Genomic DNA, 23806 nt, shown 5'->3' with positions numbered 1-23806 from the left:
GCCATGAGCCTGACCGGAAACTGGAACTACCCCACGAGCATTCGCTTCGGTGTCGGCCGCATCAGCGAACTGGCCGAGGTCTGTCGCAGCCAGGGTATCCAGCGACCGTTACTGGTCACCGACAGTGGCCTGGGGCGGGCCCCGATCACCACGGCAGCGCTACAATCGTTGCTCGATGCGGGCTTAGGTGCTGCGCTGTTTTGCGATCTCAAGCCCAACCCGGTCGAAGCCAACCTGGCAGGCGGGCTCGACGCCTGGCGTGCGGGAAACCACGACGGCGTGGTGGCCTTTGGCGGTGGCAGTGGCCTGGACATGGGCAAGCTCATTGCGTTCATGAGCGGACAGACCCGGCCGGTGTGGGATTTCGAGGACATCGGCGACTACTGGACCCGTGCCGATGAAAGCCGCATCGCCCCAATCATCGCGGTACCGACCACCGCGGGCACGGGCTCTGAAGTGGGCCGCGCGGCGGTGATCATCGACGATCTCACCCACACCAAACGCATCATCTTCCACCCGAAAATGATGCCACGGGTGGTCATCAGCGACCCGGCCCTGACCGTTGGCATGCCGGCAAAAGTCACCGCCGGTACGGGCATGGACGCGTTGTCGCACTGCCTGGAGGCGTACTGCGCTCCCGGATTTCATCCCATGGCCGATGGCATCGCGGTAGAAGGCATGCGCCTGGTGACCGATGCACTGGTGCGTGCGGTTCACACCCCTTCCGACCTCGATGCACGGGGAAAAATGCTGGCGGCTGCGGCGATGGGTGCCACCGCGTTCCAGAAAGGCCTGGGCGGCATGCACGCCCTCGCGCATCCGATTGGCGCGCTGTACGACACCCACCACGGCATGACCAATGCCACCCTGATGCCCTACGTCCTGAAATTCAATCGCCCGGCCATCGAGGAGCGCATCACGCGCCTGGCTGCTTACTTACATCTGCCCTCCCCGGGCTTCAACAGCTTTCTGGCCTTCGTCCTCAAGTTGCGCAAGGACATCGCCGTGCCCCATACGTTGTTTGAGCTGGGGGTGGATGACAAGCAGGCCGATCTGATCGCGGACATGGCGATTGTCGACCCGTCGGCCGGTGGCAACCCGTTGCCGTTGACCCGGGCCGGCGTGGCAGAAATTTTTGAAGCGGCTTTCCACGGCCGTCTGTAGGAGCGAGCATGCTCGCGATGGACGTCAACGATAACGCTGGGAACCTGATACCCCGCGTCGTCCTCAAATCCATCGCGAGCAGGCTCGCTCCTACAGAAAAGCAAGGTCGCAGCCTACGGCGGCTCAGTTCAGCCTGTACAAAAACCTGACAAGGGGCACACATGATGAACCCAGCAAGCCAGCCCGGCACCGAGGCGCACGACGATGACGTCAAGGTGCTGCACAGCATGGGCTATGCCCAGCAGCTCTCGCGACGAATGGGTGTTTTCTCCAACTTTGCGATTTCCTTTTCGATCATCTGCATCCTCTCCGGTGGCATCAACTCACTCGCCCAGGGCACCTCGGGCTCGGGCGGTGCGTCGATTGGCATCGGCTGGCCGATCGGTTGCCTGATTTCCGGGGTGTTCGCCCTGGCCATGGCGCAGATTTCCTCCGCCTACCCGACCGCTGGCGGCCTGTACCACTGGGGTTCAATCCTCGGCAACCGTTTCACCGGCTGGCTCACGGCCTGGTTCAATCTGCTGGGGCTGGTCACGGTGCTCGGCGCCATCAACGTCGGCACCTATTACTTCTTTTTCGGCGCCTTCGGACCGGCGCTGGGCATGGAAGACACCACCACGACACGGGTGATTTTCCTGGCGATCCTCACCGGCCTCCAGGCCTTGTGTAACCATCTGGGGATCGGCCTGACCGCGAAGCTCACCGACTTTTCAGGTTATCTGATCTTCGCCACCGCACTCGCGCTGACCATCGTCTGCCTGATTTCGGCGCCCAGTTTCGAGTTTTCCCGGCTGGTGACCTTCGGCAACTATTCCGGCGAGGTTGGTGGCAGCGTTTGGCCAAAGGTCTCCAACGGCTGGATTTTCATGCTTGGTCTGTTACTGCCGATCTACACCATCACCGGCTACGACGCTTCCGCGCACACCTCCGAGGAGACCCGCAATGCGGCCGTTTCCGTACCGCGCGGCATGGTCATGTCGGTGATCTGGTCGCTGCTGTTTGGCTGGGTCATGCTCAGCGCGTTCGTGCTGATGCTGCCGAGCATGGACGGGGCGGCCAAGCAAGGCTGGAACGTATTCTTCTGGGCCATGAACACCCAGGTGAATCCGCTGCTCAGGGATGCGCTGTACGTGGCGATTTTCATCTCGCAGGTGCTGTGTGGTTTGGCGACCGTGACCTCGGTTTCGCGCATGATCTTCGCCTTCTCCCGCGACGGCGGCCTGCCTTGCTCGAAAGCGCTGTCCTCGGTCTCGCCGAAATTTCGCAGCCCGGTGGCGGCGATCTGGACCGGCTCCACCCTTGCGGTTCTGTTTGACTGGGGCTCATCGGTGATCTCGGTCGGTGCGACGCCGGTCTACACCATCGTGGTCTCCTGCACGGTGATCTTCCTGTTCTTTTCGTTCGTCATTCCTATCGTGTTGGGGCTGTTTACCTACGGGACCTCGAAATGGCCGATCATGGGGCCGTGGAACATTGGACGCTTCTGGTATTCGGTGTTTGCCATCCTCTCGGTTCTATCGATGGTGATCATTTTCGTCATCGGCATTCAGCCACCGAATGACTGGGCGTTGTACATCACCATCGGGTTTCTGGTGTTGACCGCGATTGTCTGGTTCGGGTTTGAGGCTCGACGGTTTCAGGGGCCGCCGATTGGGGATGTGATTGTCCGGCGTCAGGCTGAGATTGCTGCGGCTGAGGCGGCTTTGAACAAGCAGACGGGTTTATAAGGGATATTTGATCGTTCCCATGCTCTGCGTGGGAATGCATCCCGTGACGCTCCGCGTCACCATTGCGCAGGACTCAAGCCTTGCGTCGACAGCGGAACGCGGAGCGTCCCTGGCGGCATTCCTTTGCTGCGCGTGGGAACGATCAGTCATTGCACGTTCTTGGGTTCCTCTGCCGGTGCCGTAAACCACTTGTCTTTCGGCACCCGTTTCTCTTCCTCCGGATCCCCCAAATAATGCGGCGACATGATCTGCACGCCGTATTCGTTGAACACATCTTGAATATTGGCGTGCAGCATACTGAGCAGCACGGCACGGGGTCTGGGTTGGCTGGGGATGGCCTGCGCCACCAGGCGATATTCGGGATAGAAATCGGACAGCGCGGTCTGGAATACCTGCGCCGGCGGGTCCTCGAGGATGCCGGGGGTGCGCCTCGCGGCTTCCAGCAACATGGCCTCCACCTGGCGCCACGGTGTGTCGTAGCCGATGGTCACCACTGTATCCACCACGTAGCCGGGGCCCTGCACGGTGCGCGAATAGTTCTTGGTGACCGTGCCGGTGATCATCGAGTTGGGCAAGGTCAGCACTTCTCCCAGGCCTGTGCGGATGCTTGTGGTAAACATGCCCAGTTCGGTCACCGTACCTTCGTATTCGCCAATGCGCACGAACTCACCAGGGCGCAGGGTTCGGGTGTACGTCAGGATCAACCCGGCAGCCGCCTGGCCGACCACGCTGGTGGCACCCAGCGAAATCATCAGACCGATCAGCACCGACAAGCCTTTGAAGGCATCGGTGCCTGCACCGGGCAGATACGGATATGCCATTGCCAATGCAAACAGCCAGATCGCCAGGGAGGTCAGGCGCTGGGTGGGTTGCAGGGTTTCCTGGTTCAGCCAGCTGAAGGTTCCCGGCAGCGCCATGCGTCTGAGTACACGTCGACTGAACGCCGTCGCGCCACGGGCGATGAAGAAAATCGCCAGCGCCACACCTAACCCCGGTATGGCGCCGATGATCGCCTGAAACAAATAGCTGACGACCTCCAGCAGGTATTCGTTGAGGCTTTCACCCCAAGGCCGGGTGTAGGGGAAACGCGACAGGACAAATCCCAGCCACTCATAGGTGAGCAGCAGCAAGACAAGCCATCGCAGCAGCCGAAACAGGCGAATGACCAGCGGGTACAGGTAGTTGGCCTCGATGACCGGAACCCGCCCGATTTTCAGCGCCCGCGTGTGTCGTTCCATCAACTTGGGCAGTCGCTTGAGCAGTCTGCGTCGCAGATAAGCGACGCCCCAGAGCAGCGCAAAATAAATGCCCGTGGCGACTGCCGCCGCGACAAGCGAGCGAAGAATCACCTGCAGATTTCGCGCTTCCCCGGTTTCCGCCACCACCTGGCGTAGCTTTGCGGCCGCGCTCTGCGCTGCCTGCTGGACGGAGGCATAGTCAAGGCTGTCGACATCCTTGGGCGAAACGATAAAGGCGCGACGGGTGCCCAGTAGCACCAGGTAACTGTCCTGGATCGGATCAACGGCAACGGTCAGATTGTCGGACTCATCCAGGGCTTCACTGATCACGGCTTTCGCCCGCTTGACCCGTGCGGCCGGCGCTTCACCGAGAAGTGAGGCACGAAACACCATGATGCTGCGGTTGGCCACTTTCAGTTCGACGGGATCTTCAATCGGTTTTACCGCGTCCTCGGCCCACAGCAGCATTGACCAGAACACGCTGAAAACGACCATCATTGTGGCAGGCAACCTGCTCCGCATGTGTCTATTCCTTAGGTCACAGGTGTGAGGACAGGGTTTACAGAACGCAGCGTAGTTCAGTGGCGGGGTGTTGTCAGATTGGGCCGGTGTGCACGCAGGGCCATGGAAAGCATTACGACTGGACCGTGAAGAATTCCTGATTGCTGGCAGCGGGTTTTCGACCAGTACTCATCCCGTTTTTGAAACGAGCGCAACACAGGTCGCATACGCTAATCTGATCCACGACTCGACGGCTGCGCCCTCACTCATCAGATCAAGGCCTTGCACTCTATGATCATCTCTTCTGCCTCGGACTACCGCGAAGCGGCACGTCGCAAGCTCCCCCGATTTCTGTTCGACTACATCGATGGCGGAGCTTATGCAGAGCATACGTTGAGGGCCAACAGCGCCGATTTGAGTAACGTCAGCCTGCGGCAGCGCATCCTGAAGAATGTCGAAACCCTGAGCCTGGAAACCACTCTTTTCGATCAACGATTGTCGATGCCTATCGTGCTGGCTCCTGTTGGTCTGACCGGGATGTTCGCCCGCCGGGGTGAAGTGCAGGCGGTCAAAGCGGCGCAAAACAAAGGGATCCCGCTGTGCCTGTCGACCGTGTCGGTGTGTTCGATCGAGGAAGTCACGGCAAACACACAACAACCAATCTGGTTCCAACTATATGTGCTGAAAGACCGTGGCTTCATGCGCAACGCGCTGGAGCGCGCGCAAGCCGCCGGGGTGCGCAACCTGGTGTTCACGGTCGACATGCCCACGCCCGGCGCACGGTACAGGGATGCCCACTCGGGCATGTCGGGGCCGTTCGCCTCGTCGCGGCGCATGCTGCAGGCCATGACCCGACCCGATTGGGCGTTCAACGTCGGCCTGATGGGGCGCCCGCATGACTTGGGCAATATCTCGAACTACCTGGGCAAAGCCGTCACGCTTGAGGACTACATGGGCTGGCTGGCCAACAACTTCGACCCCTCGATCAGCTGGAGCGATCTGGAATGGATTCGTGAGTTCTGGAAAGGGCCGATGATCATCAAAGGGATTCTTGATCCCCAGGATGCCCGGGATGCGGTCAGCTTTGGTGCCGATGGGATTGTGGTTTCGAACCATGGCGGCAGGCAGCTCGACGGCGTTCTCTCCACGGTCACTGCCTTGCCACCGATCATGCAGGCGATAGGCAACGATCTGAGTGTGCTGGTCGACTCGGGTATCCGTTCGGGGCTGGATGTCGTACGTATGCTGGCGCTGGGGGCGAAAGGGGTTTTGCTGGGCCGCTCGATGGCGTACGCGCTGGCCGCCGACGGACAACGCGGGGTGGAAAACATGCTGGATATTTTTGCCAGGGAAATGCGCGTGGCAATGACCCTGACCGGAGTGACTTCCATCGATCAAATCGACGAAACGATTCTGGTGCGATCTGTTCGGTGAACAGGCCGACATCCTCAACACAGACAGGAACTGATCCATGCGCATCGCCTTGCTGTCCGACATCCACTTGTCCGTCAACGCAATACCGTTTCCCGAGGTGGATGCCGACATCGTCGTGCTTGCCGGAGACATTGCCCGGCCGGCCCGAGCCATTGAGTGGGCCAAAGCCTGCACCGCTCCAATCGTGTACGTGGCGGGCAATCACGAGTTCTATGGCAGTGACCTGGTTTCAACCTATGAACAGCTGAACAGCTTGTCGCCAGGCACGGGGATCCACGTCCTGGAACGCTCGGAATATGTTCATGACGGCGTGCGTTTTTTGGGCTGCACCCTGTGGTCGGACTATCGTCTGTTCGATGATGCGCAGGATCGGGCCCAAGGTGTTGATCTGGCGACGCAGCTCATCCGCGACTTCAGCCACATCAGAATTTCGCCGGACTTTCCGGACCTGTTCACCCCGGCGGTTTCCCAGCTGATTTTCCTGCAGACCGTCGCCTGGCTCGACGACTGCTTCAACCGGGACGGGACGACGCCTACGGTGGTGGTTTCCCATTTCGCACCGACTCGCTCAAGCATCAGTCCGAATTTCGCCGACTCGCCGATCAACTCGAGTTTTGTCTCGGACCTCGAAGAGCGGATCAAACGCTGGCAACCGGCGCTGTGGTTGCATGGCCATACCCATGGCAGTTTTGACTACCGGGTGGGCAGTACCCGCGTCATTTGCAACCCGCGGGGTTATGCCAAAAACGGAGTGAACGAGAATCCTGATTTTGATAGTGCGCTGGTGATTGAGCTGTGATCGCCAGAGCTCATCAGATGTGCCCTTTGTAGGAGCTGGCTTGCCAGCGAAGGTCGTTAACGATGACGCGTGTTGACTGGCTGACCGTGTCGCTCTTGAGATCTTCGCTGGCTAGCCAACTCCTACAGGGGGAAATGCGACGACAGGCTCTGTGTCGTCACCTGAAAAAATGACTGGGCGTGGTTCCAAACTGCTTTTTGAACATGGTGGTGAACGCGCTGGGGCTGTCGTAACCCAGCGCTCCGGCAACGTCGATGATTTTCTCGCCGACGGCAATGCGCTCCAGGGCCAACAGCAACCGGGCTTGTTGGCGCCACTGGCCGAAGGTCATGCCGGTTTCCTTGTGGAACAGGCGCTGAATGGTCTTCGCATCCAGGTTCAAACGGCTGCTCCAGTCCGACAGCGTTGATCCATCACTCGGGTCGTGTTGCAGGGCTGAACAGATCGCCTCGATACGCTGATCGGCCGGTTGTGGCAGGTGCAGAGGCAAGGTCGGCAGGAGGATGAGTTCGTCGACGATCAACCGCATGATTCTGGCTTCGCGTGAATCCACATCAACAGGTGTCGCGATTGCCACGGAGGTCTTGATCAGCTCGCTCAGCAGCGCAGAAATGCTCACGGCTCTGGTTTGGTCTGGCAGCTCTGGAAACTGGTCTGGCCGCACGAAGACGCTGCGCATCTTCAACGCGCCAACGCAGCGAATCGAGTGCTCGTGCCCGCTGGGCATCCATATTCCGCGACTCGGCGGAACCGTCCATTGGCTCAGCCCCGAGTGGACGACCATCACGCCCTCAATCGCATAGATCAGCTGATGTTTGGCGTGGCTGTGAGGTTCGATGAACCAGTTTTCCGGGTAGTCGGTAGCGCTGGTGCACACCGCCCACTCCACTTCGTCCATCGCGAGCAAAAAATCTTCCAGCGATCTGTTCATGATTCCCTTTTTACGACAGTACTCGCCCGAATTGCGCGAGACAGGCAATTTTGCGAAATCTAGCATAGCGCCAAGTTTACGCAATGCTCCTTTTTTCCAGCCTGGATGATCTGCGATGTCCTCAATGACAACCCCTTCAGCGACCGCTTCTGTCGCCAGCCAGACCAGCCCCTTGGTGATGCGCGTGATCGGTGCCTGCGCGCTGGCGCACCTGATCAATGACCTGATTCAGGCCGTGCTGCCTTCGATCTACCCGATGCTCAAGGCCAACTACGGCCTGACCTTCACCCAGGTGGGTCTGATCACCTTGACCTTCCAGCTCACCGCTTCGCTGCTGCAGCCATGGGTCGGTTACCACACGGACCGTCATCCCAAGCCCTGGCTGCTGCCGACCGGAATGGTCTGCACTTTGATCGGGATTCTGATGCTGGCCTTTGTCGGCAGCTTCCCGGCGATTCTTGTGGCTTCGGCACTGGTGGGCATTGGTTCATCGACCTTTCACCCGGAAACCTCGCGGGTTGCGCGTCTTGCTTCCGGCGGGCGCTTCGGCCTCGCACAGTCGACGTTCCAGGTCGGCGGCAACGCCGGCAGCGCCTTCGGCCCATTGCTGGCGGCGGCGATCATCATTCCCTACGGCCAAGGCAATGTGGCCTGGTTTGGCCTGTTTGCGGCGTTCGCCATCCTGGTATGTTATGGCTTGAGTCGCTGGTATCGCAGCCACCTGAACCTGTTCAAGCTCAAGCAGGGCAGCAAGGCCACCCACGGTCTTTCCAAGCAACGCGTGACCTTTGCCCTCGTGGTGCTGGCGCTGCTGGTGTTCTCCAAGTACTTCTACATGTCTAGCTTCACCAGCTACTTCACCTTCTACCTGATCGAGAAGTTCGACCTGTCAGTCGCCAGCTCTCAGCTGTACCTGTTCCTGTTTCTTGCTTCTGTAGCAGCGGGTACGTTCTTCGGCGGCCCCATCGGGGACAGGATCGGGCGCAAGAAGGTGATCTGGTTTTCCATCCTTGGCGCTGCGCCCTTTACCTTGGCGTTGCCCTACGTCGACCTGTTCTGGACTGGCGTGTTGAGTATGGTTATCGGCTTCATCCTGGCTTCTGCGTTCTCGGCCATTGTGGTCTTCGCTCAGGAGCTGGTGCCGGGCAATGTCGGCATGATCGCGGGCGTGTTCTTTGGGCTGATGTTTGGCTTTGGCGGGATTGGCGCTGCGCTGCTTGGGCATCTGGCGGATATTCATGGCATTGAGTATGTGTATGCGCTTTGCTCTTATCTGCCGTTGTTGGGGATCTTGACGATCTTGCTGCCTTCTACCAAAGGCGTCTGAAGGGGCCGTAATGACGAGGTAAATACGCGCCCCGGTCCGCGGGCTGCGGGAATGTGTACCTGTAGGAGCCAGGCTCGCCGGCGAACGGGACGACGCGATGTATCTAACGAACCGCGTTATCGTTCTTCGCGGGCAAGCCTCGCTCCTACACTATTCTGTTACCCAACCAACAACTTCGGTCACCGATATGTCCGACCCTGAATCCTGCCTCCTGCAAAGCTGGCACCACAACGCCCGATCCTGGATCGAAGCCATCCGCAGCGGCAGCATCGAAAGCCGCCTCCAGGTCACCGACCAGGCCATCCTGCTGGCGGTGCAAAGTCGCCAGCCCGAGTGTGTGCTCGACCTTGGCTGCGGCGAAGGCTGGCTGTTGCGTGCACTGGCTGAACGAGGCATCGACGCGGTCGGCGTGGATGGCGATGCGACACTGGTCGAGGCGGCGCGGGCGGCGGGTTCCTCAATGGTGCATTTGGCGAGCTATGAGCAATTGGTCGAGGCGACGGTGGACATTGGCCGGGACTACGACCTGATCTGCGCCAACTTCGCCCTGCTGCACCAGGACATCATCCCGCTGCTCGCCGCCATGAACGCCCTGCTCGCCCCTGGCGGCGCGCTGGTGATCCAGACATTGCATCCGTGGAGCGCGGCGGCGGGCGACTATCAGGATGGTTGGCGGGAAGAAACCTTCACCGGGTTCAAAGGCCATTGGCAACCCATGCCGTGGTACTTGCGTACGTTGTCCAGCTGGATCAGGGCGCTGGACATGGCCGGTTTGCGGCTGACCGACCTGCAAGAACCACAGCACCCGCAACGTCCGGTGCCGCAGTCGTTGCTGTTGGTGGCTGAGCCGCGAGGGTGAAGCCAGAATGGGTTGAAGCAGGTAGACGTGCTTGGTTTCTCCATCGGCGGCATGGTCGCGCAGGAAGTTGCCTTGCGTCATCCGCAGCTGGTGCGCCGGCTGATCCTGGCGGGAACGTCGCCGCGCGGCGGGGTCGCTGGAAACGATCCACGGGTGCCCGAAATCGCGCTGCGCGAGTCCATCGCCACACTGGATGAGACCGCTTACCTGTTCTTCGATCCGGCACCGTCATCCTTGGAAAATCGGACGATGTTTGACGCCTCCCTGAACGCCCCTCAGACCCAATGATAGAATCTGGTTTTGAAAAAGGAGTTTCATCTGTGGAGACTGGAAAAAAGAGTTGCCCCTATTGCGCGGAAGTCATCATGGCTGAAGCCATTTTATGCAAACACTGCCTATCCGACCTCAGGCGGAAAATGTGGATTTCGCCTGGGGGCCCACTACCGTCTAAAAAGAGAATGGGCCCTTTCAGCAAGGTCCTCGTCGGAACCATTATTGCCATCACTTGTACTTGGCTTTCGGCTTTTATGTCAGTGACACGCCGCAAGACAAGGAAAGAATGCAGGCCCAAGATGCCGTCGAGTTATGCCGCCAGGAAGTAAACAGCTACTCCGGCCCGGCGGTCGGGAAAAGCGTTATCGCAGAAATTTGTCGAAAGCTGGAGGACGAATTCCGCAAGAGCTTTGGCCACACGCCGTAGGAAAAGCCGAATACGAAGCCCGCCACTGAGCGTAATGCTGTTCACTTGGGTTTGGTGCTTTAGGCGCACAATTGGATGAGTTGGGGCTGGTGTACATATCCGTTGCTTCGGTAACGGCTGCTGGCGGTTTCGCTCTTACAGCGAGTCACTTGGAAGAGCCCCAAGTAACCAAGGGCTCTTGCCCCTGTCGTTCGGTGCCTCGCTAGTGCTCGACATGCCATCGCTCCGGTCCTGCTCCGTGGGCCTCTCGAGGGGGCGTACACCGCGAAAAGCCAAAGCGAGGCGGCCTGATAGCCGACCTGACTTTGGCAGATGCCCCCGGATCCTCTGTAGGAGCAAAGCTTGCTCGCGATGGACGTGAACAATAACGCGTGCTGTCTGAATGATCGCGTTGTCTGGAAGTTTTTCGCGAGCAAGCATCGCTCCTACAGTCGAACGAGTACATCCGGGAAATCAGGTTGGCTGTCAGGCCGTGTTCGCGAGCAGGCTCACTCCCACATTGGAACGCAGAGAGGTCTGAAATCAGGTCGGCTGTCAGGCCGCCTCGCATTTGCTTCTGCTTTTGATCTTCTTGCCCCCTCGAGAGGCCGAGAGGAGGTTCTGCGCAGTGGGCACCTCGGCATGGATGCCGAGGTAGCCGCGCCCGGCCATGGATGGCCGATCGCGGCGGGCCCACGGAGCAGGACCGGAGCGAGGGTATGCCGAGCCACAGCGAGGCACCGAACGACAGGGGCAAGAGCCCTTGGTTACTTGGGGCTCTTCCAAGTGACCCGCTGTAAGAGCGGAACCAATAGTGGCCATTATCTAAGAAACGGATATGTACACCTTCCCAATCCCATCCAAATCCAAATCCAAATCCAAATCCAAAAAATTTCCTAAGTGAACAGCATTACGCCACTGAGCGGGCTTTTTTGCCTTTGGCATCAGGTAACAATCGGCCAAAAGCAGCCAATGGATGGAGCGATGGAAAATGAGAGCTAAGCTTCCTTCTATTGTCGGGCTTGATTGAGCAGATTGGACTTTGCGTCCATGGCGTGTAACCGCCTTCAGCGGTCACCACGCCGTTACAACATCCTGCCTGATCAGAAAATGCTATCCACCAACCCCGCAAAGGCGCTAATCACCCCACTGCGGTCTATTTACAGTTAGCCCTTCACAACAACCTCGGAGGGGAGCCAATGAAACGCTTCGTAATGCTCATCGCGATCTCTTTGCTTACCACTGCTTGTAAGAGCACAAATGATAACGGCATCACCCAACTGGACAATTGTGTCTGCTATAAATCGCCTGGGGGACAACAGGTGCAGGCATCGCAAATCGCATGGAAAGACCCCGAAGCGTTGCACAAGCAATTCTCACATTGCGTTTGTCGAGCCTTGATTGACCTGAAGAAGGTCGATGATCCCGAAAAATTTTTCGTGCCCGGAACCGAAATAAGAACGGAGCTGAAATAACATAAGTGTGCGGTCTAACAGACTCGGCTTTCGACGTATTCAGTGCGTTTTCACACAGCCTCGGTCTCGGCTGGTAACAGCACTGACCGGTCTCGGGGTTACCGTTTTTGCCGGGGCCGGCCAATACCTCCACCGCAATTACAGAATTGTTGACGTCCCACCCGTTGCGAACTTGTTTTAATACTTATATTTCAGCCAGTTAAGTAAAAAACATCATTAGCTGAATCCGGAACAAAGTCCGCGTGCGGCTCTTCATACTCGACGAGGTTTCCCACCCTCCGAGTAGCGAGCCAACCGATGCCTGTTGCGCAAGAGTCAATAGAAAGCGGCGTAGTGATGGACTGTTCTGCGATGCAATCCCTGATCGCCTCCCTGCTGCGGATAGTCGGCCCCAAAGGTCTGGTCCATGGCGCCGATCTGAGCATGCGCCTGAGCGGCAAGCCCCAGCGTGCCGAGGTACTGGTGCGACCGGCCGACACCGGCGAAGTCAGCGCTGTGCTCGCGGCTTGCCATGCCGCAGGCGTTGCAGTGGTGCCCCATGGGGGGTTGACCGGCCTGGTCCATGGCGCCGACAGCGGCCCGGACGAGGTAATCCTGACGCTGGAACGCATGCGCAGGATCGAGACTGTCGATACCAGCCAGCGTACGCTGGTAGCCGAAGCCGGGGTGGTCCTCGAAGTGGCTCAGGCCGCTGCCGCTGCGGCGTGCCTGTCGGTACCGGTGGACCTGGGTGCCCGGGGCAGTGCCACTCTGGGCGGCATGGTCGCTACCAATGCTGGCGGCAACAGCGTGTTGCGCCACGGCATGATGCGCGACAACGTGCTCGGGCTTGAAGTGGTGTTGGCCGACGGTACTGTGATCGACTCGATGAACCCACTGGTCAAGAACAATACCGGCTACGACATCAAGCAACTGTTCATTGGCTCCGAGGGCACCCTCGGCGTCGTGACACGTGTCGTCTTGCGTCTACTGGAAGCCCCATGCGGCTATGGCACCGCGCTGCTTGGCTTGCCTGACTTTGCTTGCACAGGTCCACTGCTGCGACGCCTGGACCAGGCACTTGACGGCCGGCTGTCTTCGTTCGAGGTAATGTGGCCGGAGTTTTACCGAGCGGTTTCTACACCGCCGGCGGCGGGCCGTCCGCCCTTGTCCCATGATCACGGTCTATATGCGTTGGTGGAAGCCAGCAGCCGCGTGCCGGAGCACGATGAAGGCTTTGCATCCATTCTCAGTGAGTTGATGGAGCAAGGATTGATCGCCGACGCCACCCTCGCCAACAACGAACGTGAGCGCCAGGCACTCTGGGCCCTGCGCGACGATGTGGCGCAACTGCGCCATGCAGGTCCCTTGGTCGCCTATGACATCTCATTGCCTCTGGCCGACACCGGGGATTACGTCGAGCGCCTGCGCGGCGCCATTTTGGCCCGTTGGCCTGCGGCCCACTGTTGGGCATTCGGGCATTTGGGCGACGGCAACGTACATGTCGCCGTGCACGTACCGGACCTGAGTAGCGACGATCGCCAAGTGCTCGACAGCCTGGTCTACAGCCCGTTGCAGGCACTGCGCGGCTCCGTCTCGGCCGAGCACGGTATCGGCCTGGAAAAGAAGTCCTGGCTGGGCATCAGCCGCAACCCGACAGAAATCGCGCTGATGCGCGCACTCAAACACGCCCTGGACCCAACGGGTGTATTGAACCCTGGGCGCATCTTCGACCTGCAGCGATCCGGCGGACAACGATGACGGCTGCAGATGAGTTTTTCGAATTGAGCCTCGGCGCCACCGCCGTGTGCTTGCACGTCCAGCCTGCCTGACCCGGGGAAACCAACGATGCCCATCATCACCTCCATCGAAGACCTGCGCCTGCTCGCCAAGCGCCGGGTGCCGCGCATGTTCTACGACTATGTCGACTCCGGGTCATGGACCGAATCAACCTATCGTGCCAATACCAGCGACTTCGAACGAATCAAGTTTCGCCAGCGGGTCGCGGTCAACCTGGAAAACCGCACGCTCAAGTCCACCATGGTCGGCCAGCATGTCACTATGCCGGTGGCTCTGGCTCCCACTGGCCTGACCGGTATGCAACACGCCGATGGCGAAATCCTGGCAGCCAGGGCCGCAGAAAAATTCGGCGTGCCCTTTACCCTGTCGACCATGAGCATCTGCTCGATCGAAGACATTGCCTCCCATACCTCTGCGCCGTTCTGGTTCCAGCTTTATGTAATGCGCGACCGTGGCTTCATCTCCCAACTGATCGAGCGCGCCCGTGCCGCCAAGTGCTCGGCCCTGGTGCTGACCCTCGACTTGCAGGTGCCGGGGCAGCGGCACAAGGACATCCGCAACGGCCTGTCGACACCGCCCCGGATGACCCTGCCCAATATCCTCGACATGATGACCAAGCCACGCTGGTGCCGCGGCATGCTCGGCACCTCACGGCGTAACCTGGGTAATATCCTCGGCCACGCCAGCGGGGTTAACGACCGGATCGGCCTGGCTCATTGGGCGGCGCAGCAGTTCGATCCGACCCTGTGCTGGGACGATATCGAGTGGATCAAGGAGCAATGGGGCGGCAAATTGATCATCAAGGGCATTCTGGATGCCGAAGATGCCCGCATGGCGGTACAACGGGGTGCCGATGCGCTGATTGTTTCCAACCACGGCGGTCGCCAGCTCGATGGCGCGCCCTCGTCGATCGCGGCCTTGCCCGGCATCGTCCAGGCAGTCGGCGACCAGGTTGAAGTGCATATGGATGGTGGCATTCGCAGTGGCCAGGACGTGATCAAAGCGCTGGCCCTGGGGGCCAAGGGGGTCTATCTGGGCCGTGCTTTCCTCTACGGGCTGGGCGCCCAGGGAGAGGCCGGCGTGAGCAAGTGCCTGGAGATCATCCGCAAGGAACTGGACCTGACCATGGCCTTCTGCGGTGTCACCGACGTGAAGAAGGTCGACCGCGGCATCCTCCTACCAGGCACTTTCGAGTGATGCTGATGACCATGACGCGTTTTATTGAGGGTGAACATCGTCAACAAGTCTCACCCTGTGGCAATCGGAGGGTCCAAGTTTTTGACCGCTCGATGAGCGAACATCAATCGGCATCAGAGCGTGGCCGGACTCGTTGTCCAGCAGCACAGAACGCGTTTCCTGCGGCTTGAACAGGAAACGTTCGCCCCACTGCCTCATGCTGACCACAACCGGAAAGATCTCCCGTCCTTTGTCCGTCAGCACGTACTCCTTATAGGCGCTGCCATCTGACGCCGGTCGAACGTCGAATACCCCGACCTCAACCAGCGTTTTCAGTCGCGATGCCAGAATATTTTTGGCCACGCCCAAGCTCTTCTGAAATTCGCTGAATCGGCGAATGTCGTCAAAAGCATCGCGGATGATCATGAGCGACCAGCGATCCCCGATTGCCTCTAGCGTTCTTGCTACCGGGCATTCGCTGCTTTGCGGTGAAGCGTCTCCAGCCATCTTTTTGACCCTCCTGAATGTGGATTTGCCAAGTCTGCCAGCAGACTGACGGAATTGGTTGCAATTTGAAACCTGATACAGCAACAATTGAATCTAGTTTTTAATTAAAACCAGTTTAGCAGCATGGAGGTTGCATGACGGCAGATACCGATTTAGTGACCAACCCCAGCGTTAGGCAGCCTTCGGAATTAGCGCATACGGGAACCGGAGAACGCAGCAGGTCCGACCGCCACTCAGGGCTTTCTCCGACGCTCACGTTACTGTTATCTGTCACCTGCGCGCTTGCAGTCGCCAACGTTTACTTTGCCCAACCCTTACTCGACTCAATGGCTCACAGCCTGGGTGTGGCCTCATCAATGATCGGGGTTGTAGTGACTGCGACTCAGGTGGGTTACGCGTTGGGGTTGCTGTTCATCGTGCCACTGGGCGATCTGCTCAACCGTAAGCGGCTTATTGTGATTCAAGTTCTGCTGTCTGCCATTGCTCTGGCAGCAGCCGGCGCATCACAGCAATGGCTGGCCCTGCTGGGAGCCATGATCGTAGTGGGCCTGCTGGCAGTGGTCGTTCAGGTGCTTGTGGCATACGCCGCGATGCTGGCAACACCATCACAACGCGGGCAGGCCGTGGGGACGGTAATCAGTGGAATTGTCCTGGGCATTCTACTGGCGCGGTTTACCGCCGGCCTGATTGCGGACATCGCGGGCTGGCGTGCCGTTTACTTCGTGTCCTCGGGATTGATGCTGACCATCGCGGCGGTGCTGTGCAAAGTGCTTCCCTTCACGCCGCCGCCAAGGCATAAAGACACCTACCTGGTGCTCATAGGTTCGCTGTTCAAACTGTTCATCACCGAACCCACGTTGCGCGCCAGGGGCCTGCTGGCACTACTGATCTTTGCCGCTTTTTCCGTGCTGTGGACATCCATGGTGCTGCCATTGAGCGCCCCGCCGCTGTCGCTTTCACACACTGCAATCGGCATGTTTGGCCTGGCCGGTGTTGCTGGCGCGCTTGCAGCCAGAAGAGCCGGTCGCTGGGCCGACCAAGGTCTGGGGCAACGAGTGACCGGCCTTTCGCTGGGGCTGCTGACGCTGTCCTGGTTGCCCATCACGTTTGCCGAGACATCCCTGGTCGCGCTGGTCTGCGGCGTCATTGTGCTCGACTTCGCGGTGCAGGCGATCCACGTCACCAACCAGAGCATCATTTTTGCTGCGCGACCCGACGCCCAAAGTCGCATGGTCGGCGCCTACATGTGCTTCTACTCGGTCGGCAGCGCACTGGGAGCCGCAGCCGCGACCCAGGTGTATGCGCTATGGGGCTGGATGGCAGTGAGCCTGCTGGGCGCCTTGATCAGCGCCAGTGCCCTGGTTCTGTGGTTTCTCACACTTCATCTCTCAACATCCCGTCAAGAAAGATCAGCATGAAAGTCTGGCACCTGCCACTCGCCATCTCGATGACTGCCATATGGGGTATGGGAAACCTGTGGGATTCGCACTTCGTACTCATCACCGTACGAAGGCAGTGTGCAAGAGCTTTGTCGAGTTTCTTGTTGCACAGGTGGCCGCGCACTAAATCCCCCTATACCTCTGACCTGTAGGAGCAAGCTTGCTCGCGATAAACGTCCGGACAACGCATTCCTTTAGACTGGGCGCGTTTTCGTTGACGTCCATCGCGAGCAAGCATCGCTCCTACAGAGGGCAGGCGTTTGGTCTGTCGGGGTGAGTATGGGGACTGGTCAGAACGACCCGTTCAAGCCATCAGCCCGGTATCGACTCCCGACTGAATGCCTCCACTTCCTGCACCAGGCCTTGAGCAGCCAGCATCACCAGTGCCCGGCCTTTCTCCACTGTCGCCTGCGCAGGATCCGAACCCATGCGACCGTCCGGATGGCGCGCACGAAAATCTTGCGCTTCGCGGATGGGGCCCCAGTCGGCGATCCGGGGCGAATAGTCAGCCGACTTGATCGACTCCGGATACGCCCACTGAGTGACAGCAATCTCCGAAGGCGTGGCATGAACACCGTGCCCGGTAGGGAACTGCTCCCGTGCAAGATCACCTACTCCAGCCAGATCCCACCAGTTGCACAACTTCAGAGCGAACCCTGCTGGACGCCTGGCAAAACTCGCCTCGGCGTAGAGTTCAGAGAATGCCGCTTCAATCGACGCAACATTGCCGCCATGGCCATTGAGGAACAGGATTTTCTCAAACCCGTGCGCAGCCAATGACCGCACCCAGTCGCCAATGGCTGCGATGAACGTTGAAGGGCGCAGCGAAATGGTGCCTGGGAAGCCGAGATGGTGTTGCGCCATGCCGATATTGAAGGTCGGGGCGATCAGGATGTCGGCACTGCCTTGAGCTTCACGGGCAATGATTTCGGGACACATCCAGTCAGTGCCCAGAAGCCCCGTAGGACCATGTTGTTCATTCGAACCGATCGGAATCACGATGGTGCGACTGCGTTCAAGAAACTGGCCGATTTCGGCCCAGGTCGACAGGTGTAAAAGCATTTGAGTTTCTCCTGTAGAGGGTTCCTTTCGGAACACCACGATTCAAATTCAAGTGAGTGATGCGTGATCAACCTGCGCTGTATTGAGGCGCAGCGTGTTCACTCGTTAGTGATCTGTTGAGCGTGATGACAAGCGCCGCGCAAAGGGAGGCGCAGCCGACCGCCACGATGCCAAGATTCATGTTCCCGGTTACCGTTTTCGCCCAACCTATCACCGCGGGCCCCCAGAAGCGCATCAGATCAAATACAAAGGGTGCGGGGCGCTGATCGCATTCGGCATCGAATGCCTGGTCTGGAGCCTGTACATTGCCGGCGTTGGAATGCCACTGGCCGGCTTACAGTTTGTCCGGCGATGCGCCTGAGCAGGCCCTCACTCGCGATCATGCGATCTCTGCCTGGCTCGCGGGCCGGTCGGGGCATCCGCAAAAAATCAGGTCGTCTGTCAGGCCGCCTTCGCGGGCAAGCCGTATTGCCAAGGATCGGCAAGCATCTGATCTGTAGGAGCCGGCTTGCTGGCGATGGCGGTGTGTCAGGCGCCTTCACTATCGATTGATACGCCGCCTTCGCCAGCAAGCCGGCTCCTACACGCTACCTTGCCAACCCTACAAGCCGACGCCGATGGGCGTGCCGCTGACCCTGCGGGCGAAGGTGGAAGGTGAGGTCGGCAGACCTCCACCTTTTGCTGCGGTGACCGTTTTATTTGTGTGATAGATCTGAACGGCGGCCAATAACGGCCCCATCCGCCGCAGCGGGATAGTGTTGTTTTTATATATAACTGTGGAACGAGTGTTGCTCCAGCAACAGTTATAAAAACTTATAACCAAAGCTCAGACCCTTAGTCGATAAAATCATTAAATATAAAATCAATATCGCGTTTTAATATAAACAACGTCCCACTTCCCTGCCTTGGTGCTGCCATGAATGTCCGCTCGTCACTAGCGCTCAGCCTTGCTTTGTTGTTTGCCAGTTCTGCCGCTGTTGCCGGGCAAACCCTGGACCGCATTACTCAATCGAAACAACTGGTAGGCGTGCTCATGGAAAGTTATCCGCCCTTCTCGTTCCTTAATGAGCAAAACCAGCTGGATGGCTTTGACGTTGATATCGCCAAAGCCGTGGCCGACAAGCTGGGGGTCAAGTTGAAACTTGAAACGCCTTCCTGGGAGGTGATCGCGGCGGGCCAGTGGCGCGGGCGCTACGACGTGTGCATCTGCTCCATGACCCCCAGTGCGGCACGCGCCCAGGTGTTCAACTTCCCGATCGAGTATTACGCGTCCCCGGCGGTCGTTGTGGTCAATGCCGATGAACAAACGATCAAGTCAGCCGCCGATTTGTCCGGGAAAAAAGTCGGGGTAAGCAGTGCCTCCACTTATGAGGCGTACTTGAACAAGGACCTGGTGATCGAGGGCGCCAAAAACCAACACATCGATTATCCCTTCGAGAATGTTCAGGTTGTGCCCTACGACACAGACGACGTGACCTTCCAGGACCTGGCGCTCGGCAGCGGCAAGCGATTGAATGCTGTTATCACCAATCTGGTGGTGGCCAAAGAACGGATTGCCCAGGATCCAAGGTTCAAAATCACCGGCGAGGTGCTCTATGCCGAACCTAACGTGGTCGCCACCGAGAAAGGTGATCCGCAGTGGGATGCAAGACTGAGCGAGATTCTGGCCGGCCTTAAAAGCGACGGCACACTGACAAAGATTTCCCAGAAATGGATCGGCGCAGACATCACCCAATGAACGGCTTCGTCGTCCCTCCTCTGCCGGTAAAACCGCCCCCCGTGAAGCAGCCGCTGCTGTCGTTTCGCGTCCGCCTGTGGCTGACCTGGGCGGTGATGCTCGGGCTGTTCGTGGGGCTGTTCATGAGCTTCGATTTGAAGTTTGCCATCGTCGCCGCGAAATGGCAGAACCTGGTCGGCCTGAGCCTTTCGCCCAACGGATTTCTCCAGGGCGCGGCACTGACGCTGTTTCTGTGTTTCTGCTCGATCTGGCTGTCGTTAGTCCTGGGTTTCGTCACCGCGCTAGCCAGGTTGTCGAGCAGCGCCGTCGCCTTTGGCATCGCCAGTTTTTACGCATCGTTCTTTCGTGGTACGCCGCTGTTGATCCAGATTCTGTTGATCTACCTCGGCCTGCCGCAACTGGGCGTGGTGCCCGGAGCGATCAGTGCCGGCATCATCGCGCTGTCCTTGAACTATGGCGCGTACCTGAGCGAAATCTTTCGAGCGGGCATCCAGGGTGTCGCCCAGGGTCAACGCGATGCAGCGGCTGCCTTGGGCATGCGCCCGGTGTTGGTCTTCTGCCAGGTCATCCTGCCCCAGGCCATGCGGACGATCATTCCGCCAACCACCAGCCAGTTCATCTCCATGCTCAAGGATTCATCGCTGGTCTCGGTGATGGGCGTCTGGGAGGTGATGTTTCTCGCGCAGTCCTATGGGCGCTCGTCCTACCGATACATCGAAATGCTGACCACCGCCGCCGTGATCTATTGGCTGATGTCCATCGGGCTTGAACTGATTCAGGCGCGACTGGAGCGGCACTACGGCAAGGCCTATCTCCACGGTCGTTAGGCCCACCTCCACTCATACGCAGGAAGCCCCATGTCTGATCCAAAACCGCTGTTATTCGGTCTCTACGAACAAGCCAGTGTCGGCTGCGGCGGCGCGCCCAGCCTGTGGACGCATCCGGCGGACGAACGCCTGAGCATCAACACCCTGCGCTACTGGTCGAACCTGGCGCGTACCGCCGACGAAGCCAATCTGGACATCCTGTTTTTCGGCGACGTACTGGGCTTCTACGACGTCTACGGAGGCTCCGAAGCCATGGCCCTGAAATGGGCCGTGGAAGCACCTGCCAACGATCCGCTGACGATCATCCCGGCGCTGGTGGCCCTGACGGAAAAACTGGCGTTCGGTGTAACCGTCAGCACCACCTATGAACATCCGTTCACTCATGCCCGGCGCTTCAGCACCCTGGACCATTTGTCCAACGGGCGCATCGGCTGGAACATCGTCACGTCCTACCTTTCGAGCGCGGCGCGCAACTTCGGCCTCGATCAAATGATCAAACACGACGACCGTTACGAGCGCGCCGAAGAGTTTCTCGACGTGGTGTACAAACTGTGGGAAGGCAGTTGGGCCGATGATGCCGTAGTCGCCGACAAGCGCGAACTGATCTACGCCGATGGCTCGCGTGTGCGGCCCATCGAGCATTCCGGCCGGCACTACCGGGTTGCCGGGCCGCACCTGACGTCGCCCTCACCGCAACGCACACCCTTGCTGATTCAGGCTGGCTGGTCGGAGCGCGGTCGACAGTTCGCCGCCAAGCACGCCGAACTGGTGTTCATCGCCAAATCCAATCCGGTGGAAATCCGCCATGGGCTGGAAGACATCTGGGCCCAGGCGCAAGCTCGAGGACGCCAGCGCCAGGACATCAACTCGTTGACCGTCCTGCGAATCGTCACCGCCCCACCGCCATCCAAGCCCAGCAAAAATACGAGACCCTGCAAAGCAACTATCACCTGCAAGCGCAACTGGTCAGCTATGCCGGCGACACGGGCATCGACATCGGCCGCTACGCCGATAACGAAGCGCTTTCAACCCACACTGAAGGAATGACCTCTTACGTCATGAGACCCGACGGCAGTGGCAAGCCGCTGACGGCTGGCGAGGTCAAGCAACGTTTTGCCAATGTCACCCGTGGCAGCGACCTTATTCTGGTAGGCACTCCGGATCAGATCGCCGAGCAGATAGAGCAACACGCGGCCATCTCGGGCACCAGCGGTTACATGCTCAATCAATTGATCAGCCCCGGCTCACTCGATGACTTCGTCGAATGGGTCATACCTGCGCTGCAAAAACGCGGGCTGTATCGCACCCAGCCACAGACCGGGACGCTGCGCTCGCGACTGAACCCCGAGGGTGGTGATCGGCTTCCCGATTCGGCGTATGGCGCATCGTTTCGCTACTGACGCAATATCGAACGGGAATGACGGGCTGACTGACAAGCACTACGGCGCCACTGTCACGCCGGGTCATGGAAGAGGTGGTGAAATTCACCCTGCTACTGCGGGATCGCCCGGATCTGGTTGACCGATATTCGGAACGCAAGGAGTCGGCAGAACAACTGACGCGACGGGTCAATCAGCGGTCGATTTGAACAGCCCATCCACCCGTTCCATTTCGTCTAACCTCTCAATGCGCGCGCGGCAATCAGTCTGAAGCCGGCGCATCAACAATCCAGCGCGAACGAAACGGAGAACTTCCATGCTCAAGCGTACCCTCGCATTGGCCGTCGGCTTGACCCTGTCTGTTTGCAGCGTACTCGCGCAGGCCGCGGACACCCTGAAAGTCAGCGCGATTCCCGATGAAGCCCCTACCGAACTGCTGCGAAAATTCAAGCCGCTGGGCGCCTACCTTGAGCAGCAACTGGGCATGAAGGTCGAGTTCGTGCCGGTGAGCGACTACCCGGCCGTGGTCGAAGCGCTGGCCACCGACCGCATCGACCTGGCCTGGCTAGGCGGCTTCACCTTCGTGCAGGCACGCCTGAAAACCGGCAATGCGATTCCCTTGGTACAGCGTGAGCAGGACGCGAAGTTCACCAGCAAATTCATTACTGCCGACCCGAACGTCAAATCCCTCGCCGACCTCAAGGGCAAGACCTTCGCCTTCGGCTCGGTGTCCTCCACCTCAGGCAGTCTGATGCCGCGCTATTTCATGCTCAAGGACGGCATCAAGCCGGAAACCTATTTCAGCCGCGTAGGCTACTCCGGTGCCCACGACGCCACCGTCGCCTGGGTGCAGGCCGGCAAGGTCGACGCCGGGGTATTGAACGCCAGCGTCTGGGAAAAACTGGTCGCCGCCGGCAAGGTCGACACCGACAAGGTCAAGGTCTTTGCCACCACCCCCGCCTACTTCGACTACAACTGGACGGTGCGTGGCACCCTCGATCCGGCGCTGGCGAACAAAATCAAGGAAGCCTTTCTCAAACTCGATCCCGCGAACCCCAAAGACAAGGAGATTTTGGACCTGCAAGCCGCCAGCCGCTTTATCGAAACCAGTCCCGATAACTACAAGGGCATCGAGGAAGCCGCACGCGCCGCCGACCTGCTCAAATGACCTTGCAGCTGACCGGCGTCAGTCTTACCCACAGCAATGGCGTGCAGGCGCTGCGTGGCCTGGACCTGCACATCGGTGCCGGCGAACAGGTCGCGATCATCGGCCCGTCCGGCGCGGGCAAGTCGAGCCTGCTCAATCTGCTGGCCACCGCCCTGCGCCCCGGTAGCGGCGAGTTGCAAGTGCTGGGCAAGCGCGCCTGGCAATTGTCGGCCGGTCAGCGTCAACGCCTGCGCGCCCGTATCGGTCTGGTGCATCAGTCGCCTCCCCTGCCCCCGCGCCAGCGTGTGATCACGGCGGTGCTGGCCGGCAAGCTCGGTCAGTGGGGCTTGGGCCGGAGTCTGCTGAACCTGCTGCATCCGCTGGATATTCCGGCGCGCGTGCGGCGTTGGCGCGGCTGGACTTGAGTGACAGCTGTTTGCTCAGTGTCAGCAACTGTCCGGTGGCCAGCTCCAGCGCGTCGGCGTTGCTCGCGTGCTGTATCAAGCGCCCGAGGTGATGCTGGCCGATGAACCCGTGTCGGCCATGGACCCGGTGCTGGCCGGGCACACGCTGTCGGTGCTCTGCCGCCATGCTCGGGAACATGACGTCACGCTGGTC

The 23806-nt window shown here is 59.4% G+C and carries 20 protein-coding genes and 3 pseudogenes; 19 read left to right on the top strand and 4 right to left on the bottom strand.

Annotated elements, in window-relative coordinates; genetic code table 11:
- The first annotated feature begins 3 nt into the window (after nucleotides 1-3).
- Together CES87_RS19365 and CES87_RS19360 are read left to right on the top strand one after the other, a co-directional pair.
- A complete protein-coding gene (locus CES87_RS19365) occupies nucleotides 4-1164 on the top strand; it encodes an iron-containing alcohol dehydrogenase (protein ID WP_128607376.1) in 1161 nt (386 codons plus the stop codon).
- 164 nt (nucleotides 1165-1328) lie between these two features.
- On the top strand, nucleotides 1329-2891 hold the full coding sequence (locus CES87_RS19360) for an amino acid permease (RefSeq protein ID WP_128607501.1): 1563 nt from the start codon (nucleotides 1329-1331) through the stop codon (nucleotides 2889-2891).
- Between the two features lie 146 nt (nucleotides 2892-3037).
- On the opposite strand, the gene CES87_RS19355 is transcribed toward CES87_RS19360, so the two are convergent.
- On the bottom strand, nucleotides 3038-4651 hold the full coding sequence (locus tag CES87_RS19355) for a mechanosensitive ion channel family protein (RefSeq protein ID WP_128607375.1): 1614 nt from the start codon (nucleotides 4649-4651) through the stop codon (nucleotides 3038-3040).
- A gap of 270 nt (nucleotides 4652-4921) precedes the next feature.
- Between CES87_RS19355 and lldD the strand changes: the two genes are divergently transcribed.
- Complete coding sequence (lldD, locus tag CES87_RS19350; RefSeq protein WP_128607374.1) at nucleotides 4922-6064, top strand: FMN-dependent L-lactate dehydrogenase LldD; 1143 nt, start codon at nucleotides 4922-4924, stop codon at nucleotides 6062-6064.
- A 37-nt stretch (nucleotides 6065-6101) separates the two neighbouring features.
- Nucleotides 6102-6863 carry a metallophosphoesterase gene (locus tag CES87_RS19345; RefSeq protein WP_128607373.1) on the top strand — a complete coding sequence of 254 codons (762 nt, stop codon included), beginning with the start codon at nucleotides 6102-6104 and terminating at the stop codon, nucleotides 6861-6863.
- 157 nt (nucleotides 6864-7020) lie between these two features.
- Here CES87_RS19345 and CES87_RS19340 read toward each other — a convergent pair whose 3' ends face one another.
- A complete protein-coding gene (locus CES87_RS19340; RefSeq protein ID WP_128607372.1) occupies nucleotides 7021-7794 on the bottom strand; it encodes a helix-turn-helix domain-containing protein in 774 nt (257 codons plus the stop codon).
- 115 nt (nucleotides 7795-7909) lie between these two features.
- Here CES87_RS19340 and CES87_RS19335 point away from each other — a divergent pair, with 115 nt between their 5' ends.
- The 6 genes from CES87_RS19335 (at nucleotide 7910) to CES87_RS19300 (ending at nucleotide 15110) form a co-directional block, all read left to right on the top strand.
- Nucleotides 7910-9121, top strand: a complete 1212-nt coding sequence (locus tag CES87_RS19335; protein WP_128607371.1) for an MFS transporter — start codon at nucleotides 7910-7912, stop codon at nucleotides 9119-9121.
- Nucleotides 9122-9308: 187 nt separating this feature from the next.
- Complete coding sequence (locus tag CES87_RS19330) at nucleotides 9309-9980, top strand: bifunctional 2-polyprenyl-6-hydroxyphenol methylase/3-demethylubiquinol 3-O-methyltransferase UbiG (protein WP_128607370.1); 672 nt, start codon at nucleotides 9309-9311, stop codon at nucleotides 9978-9980.
- 12 nt (nucleotides 9981-9992) lie between these two features.
- Complete coding sequence (locus CES87_RS34430; RefSeq protein WP_371858231.1) at nucleotides 9993-10268, top strand: alpha/beta fold hydrolase; 276 nt, start codon at nucleotides 9993-9995, stop codon at nucleotides 10266-10268.
- A gap of 1590 nt (nucleotides 10269-11858) precedes the next feature.
- Nucleotides 11859-12134 carry a hypothetical protein gene (locus CES87_RS19310; RefSeq protein ID WP_128607368.1) on the top strand — a complete coding sequence of 92 codons (276 nt, stop codon included), beginning with the start codon at nucleotides 11859-11861 and terminating at the stop codon, nucleotides 12132-12134.
- A gap of 351 nt (nucleotides 12135-12485) precedes the next feature.
- The gene (locus tag CES87_RS19305) at nucleotides 12486-13874 is read left to right on the top strand and encodes an FAD-binding oxidoreductase (RefSeq protein ID WP_128607367.1); all 1389 of its coding nucleotides are present in this window, start codon (nucleotides 12486-12488) and stop codon (nucleotides 13872-13874) included.
- A gap of 87 nt (nucleotides 13875-13961) precedes the next feature.
- Nucleotides 13962-15110: an alpha-hydroxy acid oxidase gene (locus CES87_RS19300; protein WP_128607366.1), complete on the top strand. Its 1149-nt coding sequence runs from the start codon at nucleotides 13962-13964 to the stop codon at nucleotides 15108-15110.
- Nucleotides 15111-15131: 21 nt separating this feature from the next.
- On the opposite strand, the gene CES87_RS19295 is transcribed toward CES87_RS19300, so the two are convergent.
- Nucleotides 15132-15596: a helix-turn-helix domain-containing protein gene (locus CES87_RS19295; protein ID WP_128607365.1), complete on the bottom strand. Its 465-nt coding sequence runs from the start codon at nucleotides 15594-15596 to the stop codon at nucleotides 15132-15134.
- Between the two features lie 134 nt (nucleotides 15597-15730).
- On the opposite strand from CES87_RS19295, the gene CES87_RS19290 reads away from it, so the two are divergent.
- Entirely contained in the window at nucleotides 15731-17014 is a 1284-nt protein-coding gene (locus CES87_RS19290; protein ID WP_128607364.1) for an MFS transporter, read from the top strand.
- A 333-nt stretch (nucleotides 17015-17347) separates the two neighbouring features.
- Here CES87_RS19290 and CES87_RS19285 read toward each other — a convergent pair whose 3' ends face one another.
- Nucleotides 17348-18097, bottom strand: coding sequence for a creatininase family protein (locus CES87_RS19285; protein WP_128607363.1), 750 nt, complete (start codon nucleotides 18095-18097; stop codon nucleotides 17348-17350).
- 605 nt (nucleotides 18098-18702) lie between these two features.
- Here CES87_RS19285 and CES87_RS19275 point away from each other — a divergent pair.
- The 8 genes and pseudogenes from CES87_RS19275 to CES87_RS19245 all read left to right on the top strand — a co-directional run.
- Nucleotides 18703-18765, top strand: a pseudogene (locus tag CES87_RS19275) (PaaI family thioesterase); the annotation flags it as partial.
- 248 nt (nucleotides 18766-19013) lie between these two features.
- Nucleotides 19014-19835, top strand: a complete 822-nt coding sequence (locus CES87_RS19270; protein WP_128607362.1) for a transporter substrate-binding domain-containing protein — start codon at nucleotides 19014-19016, stop codon at nucleotides 19833-19835.
- Nucleotides 19832-20662, top strand: a complete 831-nt coding sequence (locus tag CES87_RS19265; RefSeq protein ID WP_128607361.1) for an amino acid ABC transporter permease — start codon at nucleotides 19832-19834, stop codon at nucleotides 20660-20662. The genes CES87_RS19270 and CES87_RS19265 overlap by 4 nt, the downstream gene beginning before the upstream one ends.
- 30 nt (nucleotides 20663-20692) lie before the next feature.
- On the top strand, nucleotides 20693-21709 hold the full coding sequence (locus CES87_RS19260) for an NtaA/DmoA family FMN-dependent monooxygenase (RefSeq protein WP_256590995.1): 1017 nt from the start codon (nucleotides 20693-20695) through the stop codon (nucleotides 21707-21709).
- An 11-nt stretch (nucleotides 21710-21720) separates the two neighbouring features.
- The gene (locus tag CES87_RS33355) at nucleotides 21721-22062 is read left to right on the top strand and encodes a hypothetical protein (RefSeq protein WP_256590994.1); all 342 of its coding nucleotides are present in this window, start codon (nucleotides 21721-21723) and stop codon (nucleotides 22060-22062) included.
- A gap of 62 nt (nucleotides 22063-22124) precedes the next feature.
- A pseudogene (locus tag CES87_RS19255) lies at nucleotides 22125-22250 on the top strand (arsenical resistance protein ArsH); the annotation flags it as partial.
- Between the two features lie 107 nt (nucleotides 22251-22357).
- Nucleotides 22358-23209, top strand: a complete 852-nt coding sequence (locus CES87_RS19250; RefSeq protein ID WP_128607360.1) for a putative selenate ABC transporter substrate-binding protein — start codon at nucleotides 22358-22360, stop codon at nucleotides 23207-23209.
- A pseudogene (locus tag CES87_RS19245) lies at nucleotides 23206-23806 on the top strand (phosphonate ABC transporter ATP-binding protein); the annotation flags it as partial. The gene CES87_RS19250 and the pseudogene CES87_RS19245, both read left to right, overlap by 4 nt.

Source organism: Pseudomonas sp. ERMR1:02 (genome assembly GCF_002277815.1).
Taxonomy (GTDB): Bacteria; Pseudomonadota; Gammaproteobacteria; order Pseudomonadales; family Pseudomonadaceae; genus Aquipseudomonas.
The sequence above is the reverse complement of the archived record's forward strand: the minus strand, read 5'-3'. Positions and strand labels throughout refer to the sequence as shown.